General features: G+C 44.6%; 14 protein-coding genes. 13 read left to right on the top strand and 1 reads right to left on the bottom strand.

Annotated features, from left to right (window positions below; genetic code table 11):
* Nucleotides 1-5 precede the first annotated feature (5 nt).
* Genes DXX94_RS06735 through mtnP form a run of 8 tightly spaced genes read left to right on the top strand, consistent with a single transcriptional unit; the run spans nt 6 to nt 9,299 of the window.
* Nucleotides 6-1,631, top strand: coding sequence for a glycosyltransferase 87 family protein (locus tag DXX94_RS06735; RefSeq protein ID WP_116014719.1), 1,626 nt, complete (start codon nt 6-8; stop codon nt 1,629-1,631).
* Entirely contained in the window at nt 1,625-3,961 is a 2,337-nt protein-coding gene (locus DXX94_RS06730; RefSeq protein WP_116014717.1) for an NAD(P)-binding domain-containing protein, read from the top strand. Before DXX94_RS06735 ends, DXX94_RS06730 begins: the two co-directional genes overlap by 7 nt.
* Nucleotides 3,954-4,757 (top strand): glycosyltransferase family 2 protein, encoded by an 804-nt coding sequence (locus DXX94_RS06725; protein ID WP_116014716.1) that lies wholly within the window; start codon nt 3,954-3,956, stop codon nt 4,755-4,757. The genes DXX94_RS06730 and DXX94_RS06725 overlap by 8 nt, the downstream gene beginning before the upstream one ends.
* Nucleotides 4,757-5,767, top strand: coding sequence for a DUF547 domain-containing protein (locus DXX94_RS06720; RefSeq protein WP_220348060.1), 1,011 nt, complete (start codon nt 4,757-4,759; stop codon nt 5,765-5,767). Before DXX94_RS06725 ends, DXX94_RS06720 begins: the two co-directional genes overlap by 1 nt.
* Nucleotides 5,754-6,461 (top strand): TIGR04282 family arsenosugar biosynthesis glycosyltransferase, encoded by a 708-nt coding sequence (locus DXX94_RS06715; RefSeq protein WP_116014714.1) that lies wholly within the window; start codon nt 5,754-5,756, stop codon nt 6,459-6,461. The genes DXX94_RS06720 and DXX94_RS06715 overlap by 14 nt, the downstream gene beginning before the upstream one ends.
* Nucleotides 6,446-7,495, top strand: coding sequence for a methyltransferase domain-containing protein (locus tag DXX94_RS06710; RefSeq protein ID WP_116014712.1), 1,050 nt, complete (start codon nt 6,446-6,448; stop codon nt 7,493-7,495). The genes DXX94_RS06715 and DXX94_RS06710 overlap by 16 nt, the downstream gene beginning before the upstream one ends.
* Nucleotides 7,495-8,412 carry a radical SAM protein gene (locus DXX94_RS06705; protein ID WP_116014711.1) on the top strand — a complete coding sequence of 306 codons (918 nt, stop codon included), beginning with the start codon at nt 7,495-7,497 and terminating at the stop codon, nt 8,410-8,412. The genes DXX94_RS06710 and DXX94_RS06705 overlap by 1 nt, the downstream gene beginning before the upstream one ends.
* Before the next feature lie 38 nt (nt 8,413-8,450).
* Nucleotides 8,451-9,299 carry an S-methyl-5'-thioadenosine phosphorylase gene (gene mtnP, locus DXX94_RS06700; RefSeq protein ID WP_116014709.1) on the top strand — a complete coding sequence of 283 codons (849 nt, stop codon included), beginning with the start codon at nt 8,451-8,453 and terminating at the stop codon, nt 9,297-9,299.
* Nucleotides 9,300-9,355: 56 nt separating this feature from the next.
* On the opposite strand, the gene DXX94_RS06695 is transcribed toward mtnP, so the two are convergent.
* A complete protein-coding gene (locus DXX94_RS06695; RefSeq protein ID WP_116014707.1) occupies nt 9,356-9,862 on the bottom strand; it encodes a PepSY domain-containing protein in 507 nt (168 codons plus the stop codon).
* 194 nt (nt 9,863-10,056) lie between these two features.
* On the opposite strand from DXX94_RS06695, the gene DXX94_RS06690 reads away from it, so the two are divergent.
* The 5 genes from DXX94_RS06690 to DXX94_RS06670 all read left to right on the top strand — a co-directional run bounded on the left by DXX94_RS06690 (nt 10,057) and on the right by DXX94_RS06670 (nt 15,972).
* A complete protein-coding gene (locus DXX94_RS06690; protein ID WP_258872114.1) occupies nt 10,057-10,713 on the top strand; it encodes a CPBP family intramembrane glutamic endopeptidase in 657 nt (218 codons plus the stop codon).
* A gap of 182 nt (nt 10,714-10,895) precedes the next feature.
* Complete coding sequence (locus DXX94_RS06685) at nt 10,896-11,903, top strand: ArsJ-associated glyceraldehyde-3-phosphate dehydrogenase (protein WP_116014705.1); 1,008 nt, start codon at nt 10,896-10,898, stop codon at nt 11,901-11,903.
* The gene (gene arsJ / locus DXX94_RS06680) at nt 11,893-13,146 is read left to right on the top strand and encodes an organoarsenical effux MFS transporter ArsJ (RefSeq protein WP_116014703.1); all 1,254 of its coding nucleotides are present in this window, start codon (nt 11,893-11,895) and stop codon (nt 13,144-13,146) included. The genes DXX94_RS06685 and arsJ overlap by 11 nt, the downstream gene beginning before the upstream one ends.
* Before the next feature lie 141 nt (nt 13,147-13,287).
* Nucleotides 13,288-13,716: a VOC family protein gene (locus DXX94_RS06675; RefSeq protein WP_116014702.1), complete on the top strand. Its 429-nt coding sequence runs from the start codon at nt 13,288-13,290 to the stop codon at nt 13,714-13,716.
* Between the two features lie 345 nt (nt 13,717-14,061).
* Nucleotides 14,062-15,972, top strand: a complete 1,911-nt coding sequence (locus DXX94_RS06670) for a tetratricopeptide repeat-containing diguanylate cyclase (RefSeq protein WP_181901499.1) — start codon at nt 14,062-14,064, stop codon at nt 15,970-15,972.
* The last annotated feature ends 53 nt before the right edge of the window (nt 15,973-16,025 follow it).

The following is a 16,025-nucleotide window of genomic DNA, read 5'->3' as shown; positions in this document are numbered from 1 at the left end:
CTGCCGTGATTCGCTCGATAGCCACTAATACCGTAGCCTCTGACACTTTAATTAAAGTGGCCTGTTCAGGTCACCACGCGACTACTGTTCACAGTCGATGGTCTTGGCTACTTTATGCAAGCTTGGTTGGCACGGTCTTAGTGGCATCAATGAGTCATTGGCTAAGTGCGGTGCACAGCCAATTATCACAGGCAGCTATCACGTCAACTGCTATTGAGCGTGGCGCTGATGGCAGGAACCTAGCAAATTTGGATCTAGCAACTTGGAGCCTGGAACAGTGGGGGATGGGCAATTTAGTTATCGTCCAATTTACCTTGATGTGCTTATGCATGCTGGTGGCTTGGTATTCTGTGCACGCATATCAGCAAAAAGGTCAGCAAAAAACTCAGCAAAATGCTTCCTTTGCCGCGAGTATTACTCGCGCTAGCTGGCTGATCTTGGCAGCGGGAATCTTAGCGCGCATTGTTTTACTTGGTGTTGAACCATACACCTCAAACGATGTTGACCGCTACCTATTTGACGGTCGTATCGCACTGACTGGTTTAGATCCTTATCAAATCAGCCATGATGATCCTGCGCTTGTTGAGCTTAGAGCAATATGGCAGCCACCAGCTGAGCACGCGGCCTATCCAACACTTTATCCACCGTTGTCGTTGGCATTATTTAGCATTGCTGCCAGTGTGGGGATCGACCACGCCCAATGGCTGTGGCAGTTCATGCTAACCTGCGCCAGCATTGCCTCGCTATGGCTAATGTTTTTATTGCTTAAAGCGCATAACAAGCTGGTACATTTACCGCTGATTGCATTGTCACCGATAGTCATTATCGAAACGGGGGCAGCCCTGCATGTCGATGCCTTTTCTACGTTGGCGATAGTTGCTGCGCTTTATTGCTGGCAGCGCAATAAACTCGTTTTAACGGGGATTTGTATCGGACTTGGCGTACTCACTAAAATATTGCCGCTGGTATTATTAATGCCACTTGTGTTTGCTAACTTTTCGTTGCGCCGAGCAATAACCTTAGTTGCTAGTGCGATTGTGACAATTAGCCTCGGCTACGCTATTACCTTGGCATTAGGGCTATACCCTGTTGGCAGTATCGGTGTGTTTTTTGAGAAATGGCGCTTTGCCGCACCGCTGTTTTCCCTGTTAACCTCGCTAGGCACTCAAGCGTTTATTGCTGCGCTAGCAGGCGTTACCTTGAGCTTAATTGCCATTGTGGGTTACTTGGCTAGCCGTCAGCAAGCGAATGCTCAAAAGTCCGTCGCAAATAATGAGCAAACTCAGCTTTCTAACGACTTAGTTAGCGCCTGTCAGCTTGCGCTCTTTATTCCATTATTTATTAGTCCAGTGCTATTTCCTTGGTACTTAATGCCATTGGCGGCACTCGTCGCGTTAAAACCCAATCTTGCGTTATTACTCATTCTTGGCGTTATGCCATTTACCTATGAAGTACTGGATCAGTTTGTTTGTTGCCAAATTTGGCAACCTGCGCAATGGCCTGTCAATTTATTGGCTGGTGCCTATCTCTTTGCATTGCTGAGTTTAATTTATGCCGGCGTCACAAGGTGGAAGAAACAAACTATTACCGAGGGCGAACTTTCGTCGCCCCAAAAGAGGTTTTCATGTTAGCTATAGTAAGTAAATATCATCATTGGTTACATGGTCAATGGCCTGACGCCAAAGTAGAAAAACTGCCGGTAAGCCAAGCTAATGGCACAACTAATATTCCCGGTACCTATATTGTTGGTGACTTAACTGGCGTGCCATTGTTAAAGTTTTCTGCCGACACTGGTGCAAAAGCTGTTCAAGACATACTGGCCGATACCAGCTTCAGTAATCGCAAACATACAGCTGAGGTTGCTGATATCGTTATTATTGGTGGTGGTGTTAGTGGTTACTCGGCGGCAATTTCCGCCAAAGAAGCTGGGTTAAACTTTAAGCTGATTGAAGCTAACGCACCGTTCTCAACCGTCAATAACTTTCCTCACGGTAAGCCGATTTATACTTATCCCACTGAGATGACACCAAGTGGCAAGCTCCAATTTGGTCAAGAGGTTGTTGACAAAGAAAGCTTGTTAACGAGCTTGCAAGCGGATGCTAAGCGCCATGATATCAATCCTGAAATTGCTAATGTTACCCATATTGAGCGCAAAGGCGGGCACTTGCATGCAGTGCTTGACAGTGGCGAACGTATCTCGGCACATCGCATTATTGTCGCTATTGGTCGCTCAGGTAATTACCGCAAGCTCAATGTACCTGGCGAAACACTAGAAAAAGTCAGTAATCGTTTAATTGACCCGAGCCAATATCAAGGGAAAAAACTACTTGTGGTTGGCGGTGGTGATAGCGCCCTAGAAGCGGCAATCAGCTGCGCTAATTATGATGCACAAGTAACGCTGTGCCATCGTCAAGCAGAGTTTTCGCGCCCAAAACCGGAAAATGTTGAGCAAGTGAACCAGTTGGTTGAGTCAGGCCAACTTGACTTAAAAATGTCAACTCAGGTAACCGAAATTACCGAGGATGTTGTTAACCTGACCAACAAAAAGGGCGAGCAACAAACACTAGCCAATGATGAAGTGTTATTGGCGACAGGGCGCGAGGCTCCACTCGAATTTTTCCGCCGCAGTAAAATCCAAATTAGTGGTGAAAGCAGCTTTTCGGGTTGGTTAGCCTTTGCTTTGTTTATGCTGGCGATGTTTGCCCTGTATGACTGGAAAGGCTATGGCTTTGTGAACGCATTTTGGTCAACCTTTACCTTCCCAAATAACATGCCTGAGGTGATCAGTGGCCTTGGCAGTTGGTGGTCTAGCCAAGTTGAAGATAGGTCTACCCTGATCGGCACTATCGCCATGTCGTTAAAAAGCCGCTCGTTCTATTACACTTTTTTGTATACCACTTTAATCGCCATATTTGGATGGCAGCGAATCCAGCGCAGTAAAACTCCGTATGTCACGGTACAAACTAGTGTGCTGTTTACCATTCAACTGTTTCCACTGTTTTTACTACCGGAAATTATTCTCCCTTGGATTGGTTACAACGGCGGCTTTGACGCGGGTTGGGGCAAAGCAGTAGGCGATGCTTTATTCCCTTCATATATTTCAGCGCAAGACTTAGCTAATCACGTGTGGCCTGACTGGGGGCACCCACGAGCTTACTGGCATGCCTACAGTTTTATCTTTGCGTGGCCACTTGGTGTATACACTGTCTTTACCGACCAACCTCAGGTGGCTTGGTTGGCGATAGCCGTGGTGCAAACATTCGTGATCATTCCATTGATTGTTTACAAGTGGGGCAAAGGCGCGTACTGCAGCTGGATTTGCTCTTGTGGTGCAATGGCTGAAACCATGGGCGATCAGCAGCGTCATAAAATGCCGCACGGCAAAAACTGGAACAAGCTGAATATGCTTGGCCAAGTTATCTTGCTAGCGGCCTTTGTCATGCTATTTATTCGTATCATGGGCTGGATTTACCCTGAAAGCTGGATGAATTCAATGTTCAACTTGCTATTAAAAGGCGAGAACCAAAATTATGAACTGGTCAATGCCTTTAGCTGGAAATGGGTCGTGGATACCTTTATGGCTGGGGTCTTAGGGTTTGGTTTGTACTTTAAATATTCTGGCCGTACTTGGTGTCGTTTTGCCTGTCCGCTTGCCGCGTTAATGCACATCTACGCGCGATTCAGTAAGTTTGCCATTGCTGCAGACAAATCTAAGTGTATTAGCTGTAACCAATGTACCAGTCAATGTCATCAAGGTATTGATGTGATGGCGTTTGCGCAAAAGGGTAAGCCGATGGTTGATCCGCAATGTGTTCGCTGCTCGGCATGTGTGCAAGTTTGTCCAACTGGCACATTGAGCTTTGCTGAAATTGACCGTGCTACCTCACAAGTTGTCAAAACCGGCAAGCTTGCTGCTAGCCGAGTACAAATGGCTGAAATCATTGAGGTTAAAAATGTATAAAGGGTTTCGCGTTGCTGCGGTAATTCCAGCGCTAAACGAAGAACAGGCCATCGGTAAAGTGGTTAGTGAGCTTGTGCAGTTGACCTCCAACAATGACAAAGGGCAAGCGACTGCGGTGATTGATCAAGTAGTGGTTTGTGATAATGGCTCTACTGATGCAACCGCAGCTAATGCTCAGTCGGCTGGTGCTCATGTCGTTAGGCAAGACCAGCCAGGTTATGGTATTGCCTGCCTAACGGCGCTCGAATGGCTGGAACAACAGCAACTCAAGAACCTGCAAAACAAGAAACAGCAAGCGTACGACATTATCCTGTTTGTCGATGGTGATGACTCCTGTTTTATTGAGCAAGCAGAGCGACTATTGGCTGGTATTGCCAGTGGTGATGATATGGCGATTGGCTCTCGTACACTTGGGACGATTGAACAAGGGGCGTTAACGCCGCCCCAGCTGTTTGGTAACTGGTTATCATCGCGGTTAATTCGGCTGTTCTGGCGTCAGCCAGTCACCGATTTAGGGCCTTTTCGCGCTATTCGTCAAAGCGCATTGAAACAATTAGCCATGGCCGATCAAACCTTTGGTTGGACTGTTGAAATGCAAGTCAAAGCGGCCATGCTGCAACTTAAAACTAGTGAGTATCCAGTTGATTCTAAAGTCAGAATAGGGCAATCAAAAATCAGTGGCACGGTTAAAGGTACTGTGCTCGCGGGTATTGGCATTTTAAGTATGATCGCGAGGTTGCGTTTATTTGGTTTTAGTGGCCCAGAGCTGACGCCAACAAAAGAGAATACTCAGTAATGTCAGTGCTCAATGCCGCTAACCCCAGCCCCAAAAAGCCAAGCCAGACTATGCCTGATCAAAACAAGCTTGATCGGTCTGCGCTTTTTGAAGTCATTTTCGGCTTGTTAGTCGCTTGCTCGCTGCTACTAGCTACTTTGGGCTACGATTTGTATCAAGCGCGCACCGCCAAGCCGATTGGTTACTGGCAGCTAAATCAAGAAGCTTTCGCTGCAGACAATACGAAAACCATTGCGCATCAGTCTTGGCAGCAGTTACTTGAGAGGTATGCTAGTTACTCTGAACCGTTATCAGCGACAGTATTCGATTACCTAGCAGTTAGCGAGCAAGATAAACAACAGTTGAGCGCTTATCTTCAGGCTTTACAAGATATCGACCCGCGAACATTTAATCATCGTGAGCAATTTGCCTATTGGATCAATTTATATAATGCATTGACGGTAAAGCTTGTGCTCGATCACTACCCGATCGCCAGTATTCGCGAAATTCACCAACTACCGTTTGATAGCCTAGGAGAAATTATTGGCCCTTGGGACATCAAAGTCGCTCAGGTGGCTGGGCAAGCATTGAGTTTGAATCAAATTGAACACGGTATATTGCGCAGTATTTGGCAAGAACCAAGAGTACATTACGTGATTAATTGCGCTAGTCGTGGCTGCCCCAATTTACCTTTGCAAGCGATCACGGCAAACGATTTGGAGCAGCAACTAAACACAGCAGCAATGGCTTTTGTTAATCACCCTAGAGCGGTTAACTTGGTGCAAGGGCAGCTTACCTTATCAAGTATTTATAACTGGTTCGGTACTGACTTTGGCGAAGACCAGAATGCACTGCTTGCTCACCTTATCCGCTATGCCGAACCTGAACTTGCCAGTGCACTAACGAAATTTAATGGCGATATTAACTATCAATATAACTGGCAACTTAATCAACCGATTGACGCAGCTTTGAATACAGCAATGCAAAACCTAGATAAAACCACAATAGAGACCCAAGATGACAACAACTAATCCAAGCCTAGTGATTATGTGTAAGCGCCCAAAGCTACATCAGGGCAAGCAACGCTTGGCACAAACCATAGGTGCTTATGCGGCATTTGACATTGCCCAGTTGTTGTTAGCTTGCGCTATTGAAGACGCTCAAGCTTGGTCAGGCAATGTCGTGTTAGCGGTTGCTCATCAAGAAGATTTAGCGTGGGGGCAGGCTTTACTTGGCCAAGCGAAAGAGCCGCAAGCTCAGGTGATTTATCAAGGCGGTGGTAACTTAGGCCAACGACTTAACCACATCGACAAACACTTGCGAAGCCAAGGCCATCAAAAGTTGGTCTTTATTGGTACCGATGCGCCGATGCTAAGGCAGGCGCACTATGTCGGGTTAGCCGATATGCTAGCGAAAGACGATGTTGTGCTCAACATGGCGGCCGATGGCGGTGTTGTCATTATGTCAAATGCACAGCCTTGGCCTGATTTAACTAATCTGCCATGGAGTTCGTCTTATTTAGGCGCATCACTGGCGGCTTGTTGCCATAGCTGGGGCTTGTCGGTTGGTTATCACACCCCAGGTTATGACATTGATGAAAAATGCGACCTTATCACCTTGTATCGCGACTTAGCGGGCGAACAGCGACCTGCACGACAAAAACTATTGCAATACATAGCGACCATATTAACGTTAGAAGAGAGTGACTCATGCACGACGCAGTAAAAGAATATTACGGTAAAACCCTACAATCGAGCGAGGATTTACAAACGAATGCATGCTGTACAGACAGCAATTTAACGACCGATGTGAAAACCATATTGGCGAACATTCACGATGAAGTGCTGGCAAAATACTATGGCTGTGGCTTAGTGACGCCAGAAAGCCTAACCGATTGTCATATTCTCGATCTTGGCTGTGGCGCGGGCCGCGACTGTTATGCTTTGGCGCAAATGGTGGGGGAGCACGGTTTTGTCACAGGCGTTGATATGACTGAAGAGCAGCTAGCAGTGGCCAACAAACACTTAGCTTATCATCAGCAAAAATTCGGTTATCAACAAGCAAATACTGAGTTTAAGCTAGGTTATATTGAAAAACTCGACCAGCTTGGTCTGGCTGAGAGTAGCATTGATGTGATCGTTTCTAATTGTGTGATCAATTTATCGCCAAACAAAGAAGCTGTGCTTAAACAAGCTTATGCCCTGCTAAAAAATGGCGGTGAAATGTATTTTGCCGATGTTTATGCCGATCGCCGTATTCCTGAGCACCTGAAAAACGATCCACTGCTTTATGGCGAGTGCCTCAGTGGCGCTTTATATCAAGGAGACTTTATCGAATTGGCGAAACAGGTTGGCTTTACCGATCCTCGGTTAGTCGAGCGCCGAGAAATCACCATAGATAACCCTGAAATCATTGAGCGCGTGCAAGGTATTAAATTTCACTCTAATACTTATCGTTTGTTTAAAGCGCCTGAGTTAGAAGCTAATCAAGAGGACTATGGCCTTACCGTGGTTTATCAAGGCACTGTCACGAGTCACCCAGACGCATTACAGCTAGATCAAGACAACTTTTTTGCTAAAGGCGAAAAAGTTAAGGTAAGCGGCAATACTTGGCAAATGCTACAGCACAGTCGGTTCAAGTCACACTTTGAATTTGTCGGTGACTTTGGCCAACATTTGGGGGCATTTACGCGCTCACCTTCATGTGCCACTAATCAGCCTAAAGCAAAAACGAGTACAACCACTTTGGGCTGCTGTTAATGAACAAGCAACATAGCGAGAGCTGGTATAAAACGCCCACAGGTGAAGCGCGAGGTTATATTATTCCGCATGCGCTTGATGAGCTTTGGTTTCATACTGGCACTCGCTGTAATCTCGAATGCAGTTTTTGCTTAGAAGGCTCAAGCCCAAGCAGTAAACGTCTACAAGGGCCAAAACTGAGCGAGGTAAAACCTTTTATTGATGAGGCGCTTACGTTAGGGGTTAAGCAGTTTTCTTTTACCGGTGGCGAGCCGTTTTTGCTTAAAGATATGATTGACATCTTAGCTTATGCTAGCCAGTTTCGACCTTGTCTAGTGCTCACTAACGGCACTACGCCACTGATTAAACGCTTACCCGCATTACAAGCCTTGGCGGCAAGTAGCGAATGTAAACATCCCATTTCGCTGCGTATCAGCTTAGACTCAGCCGAAAGCCAAAGCCATGATGCTGGGCGAGGCAAGGGCAATTTTGCGTTAGCGATTAGTGGCTTAAAAAAACTACATCGAGCAGGCTTTAAAGTGTCTGTGGCGCGACATATGTCGGCTGACGAAAATAGTGATCAAGTCACTAAGCAATTTCAGGATTTATTTGCCTTAAATGGCTTGCCTGAAGATCTTAATATTGTTGCTTTCCCAGACTTCTTACCACCGGGCAGCATTGCTGATGTGCCACACATTAGCAGCCATTGCATGGTGCAGTATCAAACCGAGCAACAGCGCAAAAATTACATGTGTAGCAATTCAAAAATGATCATCAAGAAAAATGATCAAATGCAGGTATACGCTTGCACCTTAGTTGATGATGACGAGGATTATCACTTAGCCAATACGCTCAGCGATAGCATGAGCGCTCGTATTAGTATGAAACATCATAGGTGCTATAGCTGTTTTGCCCATGGCGCCAGTTGCAGTGAATAACCTTATTTTTTTCGGAATTTAGTTGGGAGAATTATTAAATGTTAGCAATTATTGGTGGCACAGGTATTTATCAAATCGACGGCTTAGCAGTAGAGCAAGAGCATGAGATCGATACGCCATTTGGTAAACCATCTGCCGCCATCAAGCAGGGCAGTTATCTGGGGCAAACAGTTTTTTTTCTGCCAAGACATGGCAATAGTCATCAACTGTTGCCTAGTGAAGTCAATTATCAAGCAAATATTTGGGCGCTTAAGTCGCTTGGTGTTACTCAAATAGTGGGTTTTTCAGCTGTTGGTAGTTTGCAGCAGGAAATTGCGCCCGGCGACTTAGCCATTTGTGGGCAGTATTTTGATTTTATTAAAGGCAGCCGTGCCAAGAGCTTTTTTGGTAACGGCTTGGTTGCTCACGTATCAACCGCCGAGCCCAGCTGCAAACACTTAGCACAAGGTATCGTGGCGGCCGCTAATAACCTTGAGGTAACCATCCACGACAACAAGACTTATGCTTGTGTTGATGGGCCTCGTCTTGGTAGTAAAGCGGAAAGTCTGTTTTTAAAAAATGCCGCTGCTTGCGATTTAGTGGGCATGACAAATGTACCAGAAGCATTTTTGGCGCGCGAAGCACAAATTTGCTACTGCACCATTGGCATCGCGACAGATTACGATTGTTGGCAAGATGACCCAAGCCAACATGTGAGTGTGGAGCAAGTGATCAGTCGTTATGGCGAAAGTTTAGCAAAAGCGAAATCGGTATTGGAGTCGTTTATTAAAACTCATCAGGCGGATGAGTCATGTGGTTGTCGAAGCGCGTTGGCAAGCGCAGTATTAACGCCTGAATCTGCGTTATCATCAGAGGCTAAAGAGTTATTAGCGGTGTTAAGTCGCTAATTTATCTTAGAAAGCCGAATTGAATGCCTTGCACATTGGCAGCTGCAAGGCATTTTTTAGTCCCTTCTACGCCATTTTTTAACGTAAGGTATGCAGAACAAATACAAGCCAGTTAGCCAGAGTAATAGCAACACCATGGCAACGGGCAGCATAAGCCATAAATTGGCTTGTTTTTGAAAGAAAGTACCGTCGTGTAAGCCCTCAATAAATTCTGAATTGCGGTAAGCCACTTGCAGCACTTTACCTGTTTGGCTGTCTAGCTGGACTTCCCATGAACTTTTTGTTCGCACTTTAACAACGCCTTTACTTGGGCGAATATCTAACCGATCTATGTCTTGCCAAGTTGTGACGTTTGCCTGCTCAACCGTCTTGGTTTGTGCCAGTATGGTGGAAAAATCAAGAGTGGGTATAGAGCTGATACCATGCTGAGTTGGTGGCTGTAAGACAGCAAACTCTTTTCTCACTAATAGTAGAATTCCTGTCACTATGACAAGTAATAAAGGTAGGGCAATTAACAGACTAGCCCACTTGTGAATCGTACGATTTAACTTGGCAAACTTCATTTTATACTTTCATATCTAGATAACGTCATAACCTTAGTGCTTGTTTTCCATATCAGATTTAGCCGCTATCAAACCGGTTAGTAATCTATTAAATCTGTTTAAATAGGATTAGCAACAGTAAATAGCCTCAAGGCATGGCTTGAACTAAAGTTAAATAATCGCTCATTCTAACGAATATTGCTGAGATAGCGCCAGTGAAACCATCTAGCTTAACCCGTCATTCATCTTTTAAATCTTGGCTTGAACTTACGTTGTTATTCTTATTTTTACCAACGTTCCTGTGGCAGTTTAATCATTTGATAACGTACTGGGTGCTGCCGATATTAACTGTGATTGGTGCCATTTGTTTGTGGTTATTGATCTCTGATGAGCGTTTTAAGCGCTTTCGACTCACAAATAAATTAGGGTTTTACAAACGTATTGCTAACACACTTTGGTTGTTCTTCGCCGTTATGCTTGGCAGCACATTCATTTTTGCGCTAATCGCGCCGGAATCTTTATTTAAACTACCGATTGAAGGTCCGAAAACGTGGTTGTTGTTACTCTTCCTCTACCCACTGTTTTCTGCTTTGCCGCAGGAAGTTATCTTTCGTACCTTTCTCTTTCACCGTTATAAAACCATATTGCCGCGTAAGCGCCATCGAATTTGGCTAAGTTCTACGAGCTTTGGTTTTGCTCATATTATTTATGGCAATTGGGTTGCTGTGCTGCTGTCTACCCTTGCAGGTTATTGTTTTAGCAAGACTTATGCGGTATCACGCTCAACCTTACTGGTTGCTTTAGAGCATAGTTTATGGGGCGTGTGGCTATTTACTCTTGGCTTGGGTCAATTCTTCGAATTACAGGCTTGAAAATCAGTACGATCCTAGAAACTTGAGCCACGAAAAGTTAGATGAAAACAACTTATCGGTTGCACTCGTTATTTTAATATGTGAAAATTCGAATATGTAAAATATCGTATGTTTCTTAAGTGAGAAACTGAATAAAGCATCAGCTAGAGAGCTGAATAGAGAACTGTATAGAGAGATTAGTCATGGCAATTAAAGTAGGTATTAACGGCTTTGGCCGCATGGGTAGATTAGTGATGCGTGCTGCATGGCAGTGGCCGGAACTCAACTTCGTACAAATTAACGATCCCGCCGGTGATGCCGCGACCTTGGCGCATTTGGTGAATTACGATTCTGTTCATGGTACTTGGCAGCATCAAGCAAGCGCTGAAGGCGATAAGATGATTATTGATGATCAGCAAATCGCTATTACGCATAACCTGGCGATTGCTGAAACTGATTGGTCAGACTGCGATATTGTGATTGAAGCTTCGGGTAAAATGAAAACCAAAGAGAAGTTGCAAGCCTACTTAGACCAAGGGGTAAAGCGTGTTGTTGTGACTGCGCCCGTTAAAGAAGAGGGCGTACTCAATATTGTCATGGGCGTAAATGACAACTTATACAATGTTGATGAGCACCCGATCGTGACAGCAGCTTCTTGTACGACCAACTGTTTAGCACCTGTAGTAAAAGTGCTGCAAGAAAACATTGGTATCAAACACGGCAGCATGACAACCATTCACGATATTACGAACACCCAAACCATTTTAGATGCGCCACACAAAGACTTGCGCCGCGCTCGTGCTTGCGGGCAAAGCTTGATCCCAACAACAACAGGCTCGGCAACGGCAATTACTCATATCTTCCCTGAGCTCAAAGGCCGCTTAAATGGTCATGCGGTGCGCGTGCCGCTGGCGAATGCTTCAATTACCGATTGTGCGTTTGAAATGGAGCGCCCGGTAACCGTTGAAGAAATTAATCAGTTAATGGCAAGTGCTGCCGAGCAAGAGCTAAATGGTATTTTAGGTTATGAAGAAAAACCTTTAGTGTCAGTGGATTACAAAACCGATCCGCGTTCAACTATCGTCGATGCGTTATCAACTATGGTGGTGAATGACACCCATTTAAAAATGTACCTTTGGTACGATAATGAGTGGGGCTACGCAAACCGTACTGCTGAGCTAGCAAAAATGGTAGGTTTAAGTGTTAAATAAACTCCAAACGCTATCAAGTGAAGTAAAACAGTATTTAGTGATCACTGCTAATTACTGGGCTTTCACGTTAACTGATGGCGCTTTGCGCATGCTGGTGGTTTTGTATTTCCACCAGCTGGGTTACTCGCCTTTAGCGATTGCTATGCTCTTCTTGTTTTATGAGTTCTTTGGCGTGGTGACGAATCTTGTTGGTGGCTGGCTAGGGGCACGTATTGGCCTTAATCGCACGATGCAAATTGGCTTGGTACTGCAAGTTGCCGCATTGGCGATGTTGTCAGTGCCAGATCAGTACCTAACGGTTGTCTTGGTGATGGCCGCGCAAGCGCTTTCAGGTATTGCAAAAGATCTCAATAAAATGAGTGCGAAGAGCAGTATTAAAGCCCTTATTCCCAAAGATTCAGGGCAAAACGAGCAGCAGGGAACATCGTTTGAAGGCAAATTGTTTAGATGGGTAGCCCTGCTTACTGGCTCAAAAAATACCTTAAAAGGTATTGGCTTTTTTCTCGGTGGCGCATTACTGACGCTACTTGGATTTCAATCAGCCATGCTGGCGATGGCCAGTGCCTTGTTTTTGGTGGTAATTGCTAGCCAGTTGTTATTGAAAAAAGATCTTGGTAAGGCAAAAAATAAACCTAAGTTTAACGATATCTTCTCTAAGTCTGCGTCATTAAATTACTTATCAGCCGCACGGCTTTGTTTATTTGCCGCTCGCGACGTTTGGTTTGTGGTCGCAATACCTGTCTTTTTTGTCAGCGAATTAGCTTGGCAGCATCACCATGTGGGGTTGTTTATGGCGCTGTGGGTTATTGGTTATGGCATAGTACAAGCGTTATCACCAAAGCTAGTGAACCTCTCAACTAAACCTGTGCATGCGGTTGCAAGTCAGTGGGGCGGCATGCTGACTCTGTCGGTTATCGCGCTAATGATTGCCTTAAATAGTGAGATATCAGTGACTTGGGTGTTGGTGATTGGTTTGTTATTCTTTGGCGCCGTATTTGCGATAAATTCTGCCGTGCATAGCTATGCGATTGTCGCGTTAGCGAAAGAGGATGGCGTTTCCATTGATGTGGGTTTTTACTACATGGCTAACGCGATGGGGCGATTACTCGGCACAATATTTTCGGGATTGATGTATCAACAATATGGTTTAATGGCGTGTTTGGTTGCCTCAAGTGTACTGGCGGGACTAGCTGCTTTATTGGTAACACAAGTCAAAGTGACGGATGAAGCTGTAACAGCTTAATCATCACTGTTTTAACTGGATGCCAAAAGAAAGACGCACTAAGCTTCGCGAGCGTACTTTCACAAATAAAGCGTCAAAAACAAAACGCCAAAAACAAAAAGCGTATTTAAACAATTTACATAGACCGGAGTCGTTATCATTATGAGCACTAGCGCGAATGTCGAACGCAATAAAAGTCGCACAATTTGTCATGCGTCAATTGGCACGAATGACCTCGTCAAAGCCAAAGCATTTTATCAGCCTGTATTGGCAACATTGGATATTGACTTAGTTAGTGAATACGAACACGCACTTGCTTTTGGTAAAGGTTACCCAGAGTTTTGGGTGCAAATTCCATTTGATAAACAGCCAATGAGCAGCGGCAATGGTGTGCACTTTGGCTTTGTTGCAAAATCTCATCAGCAGGTTGAGAACTTCTACCAACAAGCTTTAGCGTTGGGTGCTAAGTGCAATGGCAAACCTGGTCCACGCCCTGATTATGGCGAACCGTATTATGGCTGTTTTGTGATTGACCCTGAGGGTAATAAAATCGAAGCTAGCTTTTGGGATTTTAATTATTCATCAAGCTAACTAGGGTGTTTATAACTTACTGTTTTATCTTGTGATATCTGATTTTCGGGGCGTTGAATACTGTGTGATTTTTGCTTTGATTGGTGATTATTTGTCGTTATACTGCGGTTAGCGTTTATTTTAAACGTGCACAAAAGATGCATCTGCTGTAAAGAACTAAAGCATAGAACTAAAGCATAGAACAACACCAATAGGCGCCACAGGTAAGTGCAAAAAAATTATTTATTCCACTTCTATAACCAACACTTCAACAGTTGGCTGGCGATTAGAAAACAGCCGTTTTCATCTTTCGCTAAAATATACTCTAATTGGTTTAGCGTATTGGCCTTTGCTAGTGGATTGGCATTGGCATCTATATCAACATCAAGCTTTGCTTTAACACTAAGTCTTGCTTTTGCTCCGTGGAATGCACAAACAGCTGATGCTTTTGAGCAAGCATCAAACGCCAATACCTCGTTACTTGAACAACTTGCGCCAATTAGGCGTCTGTCTGATACCGAGCAAACAAAAGCGGTTCATCAACTGCAGCTTTTAAAGCCTTCGTTAACCCAGTACCCATTAAGTGAGCAGCTAGAATATTACCACGTGCTGGCTGAGGTCTACTCACTACAAGGGCAGCACCGACTTGCCCGAGCAACAGCTGAGCAGGGCTTAATTTTAGCATCGAGCTTAATCTCACCACGCATTATTATCGCCCAGCTAGCTTATGATCTGGGCTATGCGCTTGAAACGTTGGGGAAGCCAGAGCAAGCGATGGAGCAATATTTAGCGGGCTTAGAAGTTGCTGAATCATTAGATGATCAAAAAGAAATCGCCAAGGGCTTAATCAATATTGGCGCTATTTATTATCAAACCGACAAACTCTCAGAAGCTATTATTGCTATAAATGATGCCGCCACGATTGCTGAACGTCTGTCGGATTTGGAGCTCAAAGGCTTGGTCTATAGTGAACTGGGGATTTTGTACGGCAACTTAAAGAAAGGCGAACAATCTCGCGAGTATTATCAATCTTCCTACCGCTACTACATGCAAGCAGAAAAACCGTTACTTGCCATCAATAATTTACGCAATATCGCGGTTAGTTATTCGGCAAGTGGTGACACAGACCAAGCAATTAAAACCTATCAGCGTTTACTCAACGAGTTAGCACCACTCAACAACACAGAGATGTTATTTAGTGGTCATGTTGGCTTAGCAAATATTTACGTTAATAAAGAGCTTAAGCAGTATGACCTCGCACTAGAGCATTTAGCAATTACGGAGTTATTACTGGCCGATGTTGAGCATCATTACTTACCATTTCAGTTCCTTATCAATAAATCCAACATTCTCAAGGAAATGGGGCAGTACGAGCAGGCTCTAAGCACTATTGATGAAGCGTTTAAGCTGTTTTACAGTGACAACATAAACGCTTCGCCAATGGATGAGGCTGTACTGTTAGTACTTCGTTCAGAAACCTATCGTTTAATGGGTGAATATCAAAAAGCTTATAACACTTATCATAGAGTGTATGAGCTTAATATGGCGAACCTTGAAAGCAGTACCGCACAAGCAGAAGCTGAATTGCGCTTACAGTATGAAAGCCAGCGTGTCGACATAGAGAAAAGCTTGCTCGAAAGTCGTCATCGACTTGAATCACTAGCGTTGGAAGATGTGAAAGAAACAGCGTATTACAAACAGCTTTACATTTATGTCGCGGCGCTATTAGCAATTGTTTTTGCGATTTTACTTAACAACTTAATGAAAGGGCAGAAGCAATTAGTGAATGCATCGCGTACCGATGTATTAACTAAAGTGCTGAACAGAAGTCGGTTTATTGAGTTGGCGCTAAAAGGTTTGAAACGCGCAAAAAAACGACGTGAACCTGTCGCCTTCATGCTGATCGATTGTGACTTTTTTAAAACCATTAATGCGCAATATGGTCACCGAGTTGGCGATGAAGCATTGATACTGATTGGCCAAATAGGGCAGACCGTGTTTGAACGTCCCAATATTTTTGCCCGCTACGGTGGCGAAGAGTTTGTTGTTTTGTTACCCAGTGCCAGCTTAACTGCGGCTAAAGAGCTAGCAGAAAGGTTTCGCCAAGCGGTTGTTGATGCGAATCCAAAGCTTAGTGTAGAGACTGAGTTAACGGTGAGTATTGGGATCTCAACGACCGAGGCTGTGAGCTCATACAAACTGCGTGATTTATTTGATTATGTGGATAATTCGCTGCATCACACTAAGCACCAAGGTCGGGAGCGGATATGCAGTTAATGAGCAGGCAGCTTCTTGGCTTTATACAAGGCACCAACGTCTTTTGGCGTTTT

Origin of the sequence: Thalassotalea euphylliae, from assembly GCF_003390375.1 — a bacterium.
GTDB lineage: Bacteria > Pseudomonadota > Gammaproteobacteria > Enterobacterales > Alteromonadaceae > Thalassotalea_F > Thalassotalea_F euphylliae_A.
The sequence above is the reverse complement of the archived record's forward strand: the minus strand, read 5'-3'. Positions and strand labels throughout refer to the sequence as shown.

What these genes read in the sequence shown, in the direction of transcription:
- DXX94_RS06730 (WP_116014717.1), top strand. Translation starts at nt 1,625, where the DNA reads ATGTTAGCTATAGTAAGTAAATATCATCATTGGTTACATGGTCAATGG.
- DXX94_RS06725 (WP_116014716.1), top strand. Translation starts at nt 3,954, where the DNA reads ATGTATAAAGGGTTTCGCGTTGCTGCGGTAATTCCAGCGCTAAACGAA.
- DXX94_RS06720 (WP_220348060.1), top strand. Translation starts at nt 4,757, where the DNA reads ATGTCAGTGCTCAATGCCGCTAACCCCAGCCCCAAAAAGCCAAGCCAG.
- DXX94_RS06715 (WP_116014714.1), top strand. Translation starts at nt 5,754, where the DNA reads ATGACAACAACTAATCCAAGCCTAGTGATTATGTGTAAGCGCCCAAAG.
- DXX94_RS06710 (WP_116014712.1), top strand. Translation starts at nt 6,446, where the DNA reads ATGCACGACGCAGTAAAAGAATATTACGGTAAAACCCTACAATCGAGC.
- DXX94_RS06705 (WP_116014711.1), top strand. Translation starts at nt 7,495, where the DNA reads ATGAACAAGCAACATAGCGAGAGCTGGTATAAAACGCCCACAGGTGAA.
- mtnP (WP_116014709.1), top strand. Translation starts at nt 8,451, where the DNA reads ATGTTAGCAATTATTGGTGGCACAGGTATTTATCAAATCGACGGCTTA.
- DXX94_RS06695 (WP_116014707.1), bottom strand. Translation starts at nt 9,862, where the DNA reads ATGAAGTTTGCCAAGTTAAATCGTACGATTCACAAGTGGGCTAGTCTG.
- DXX94_RS06685 (WP_116014705.1), top strand. Translation starts at nt 10,896, where the DNA reads ATGGCAATTAAAGTAGGTATTAACGGCTTTGGCCGCATGGGTAGATTA.
- DXX94_RS06675 (WP_116014702.1), top strand. Translation starts at nt 13,288, where the DNA reads ATGAGCACTAGCGCGAATGTCGAACGCAATAAAAGTCGCACAATTTGT.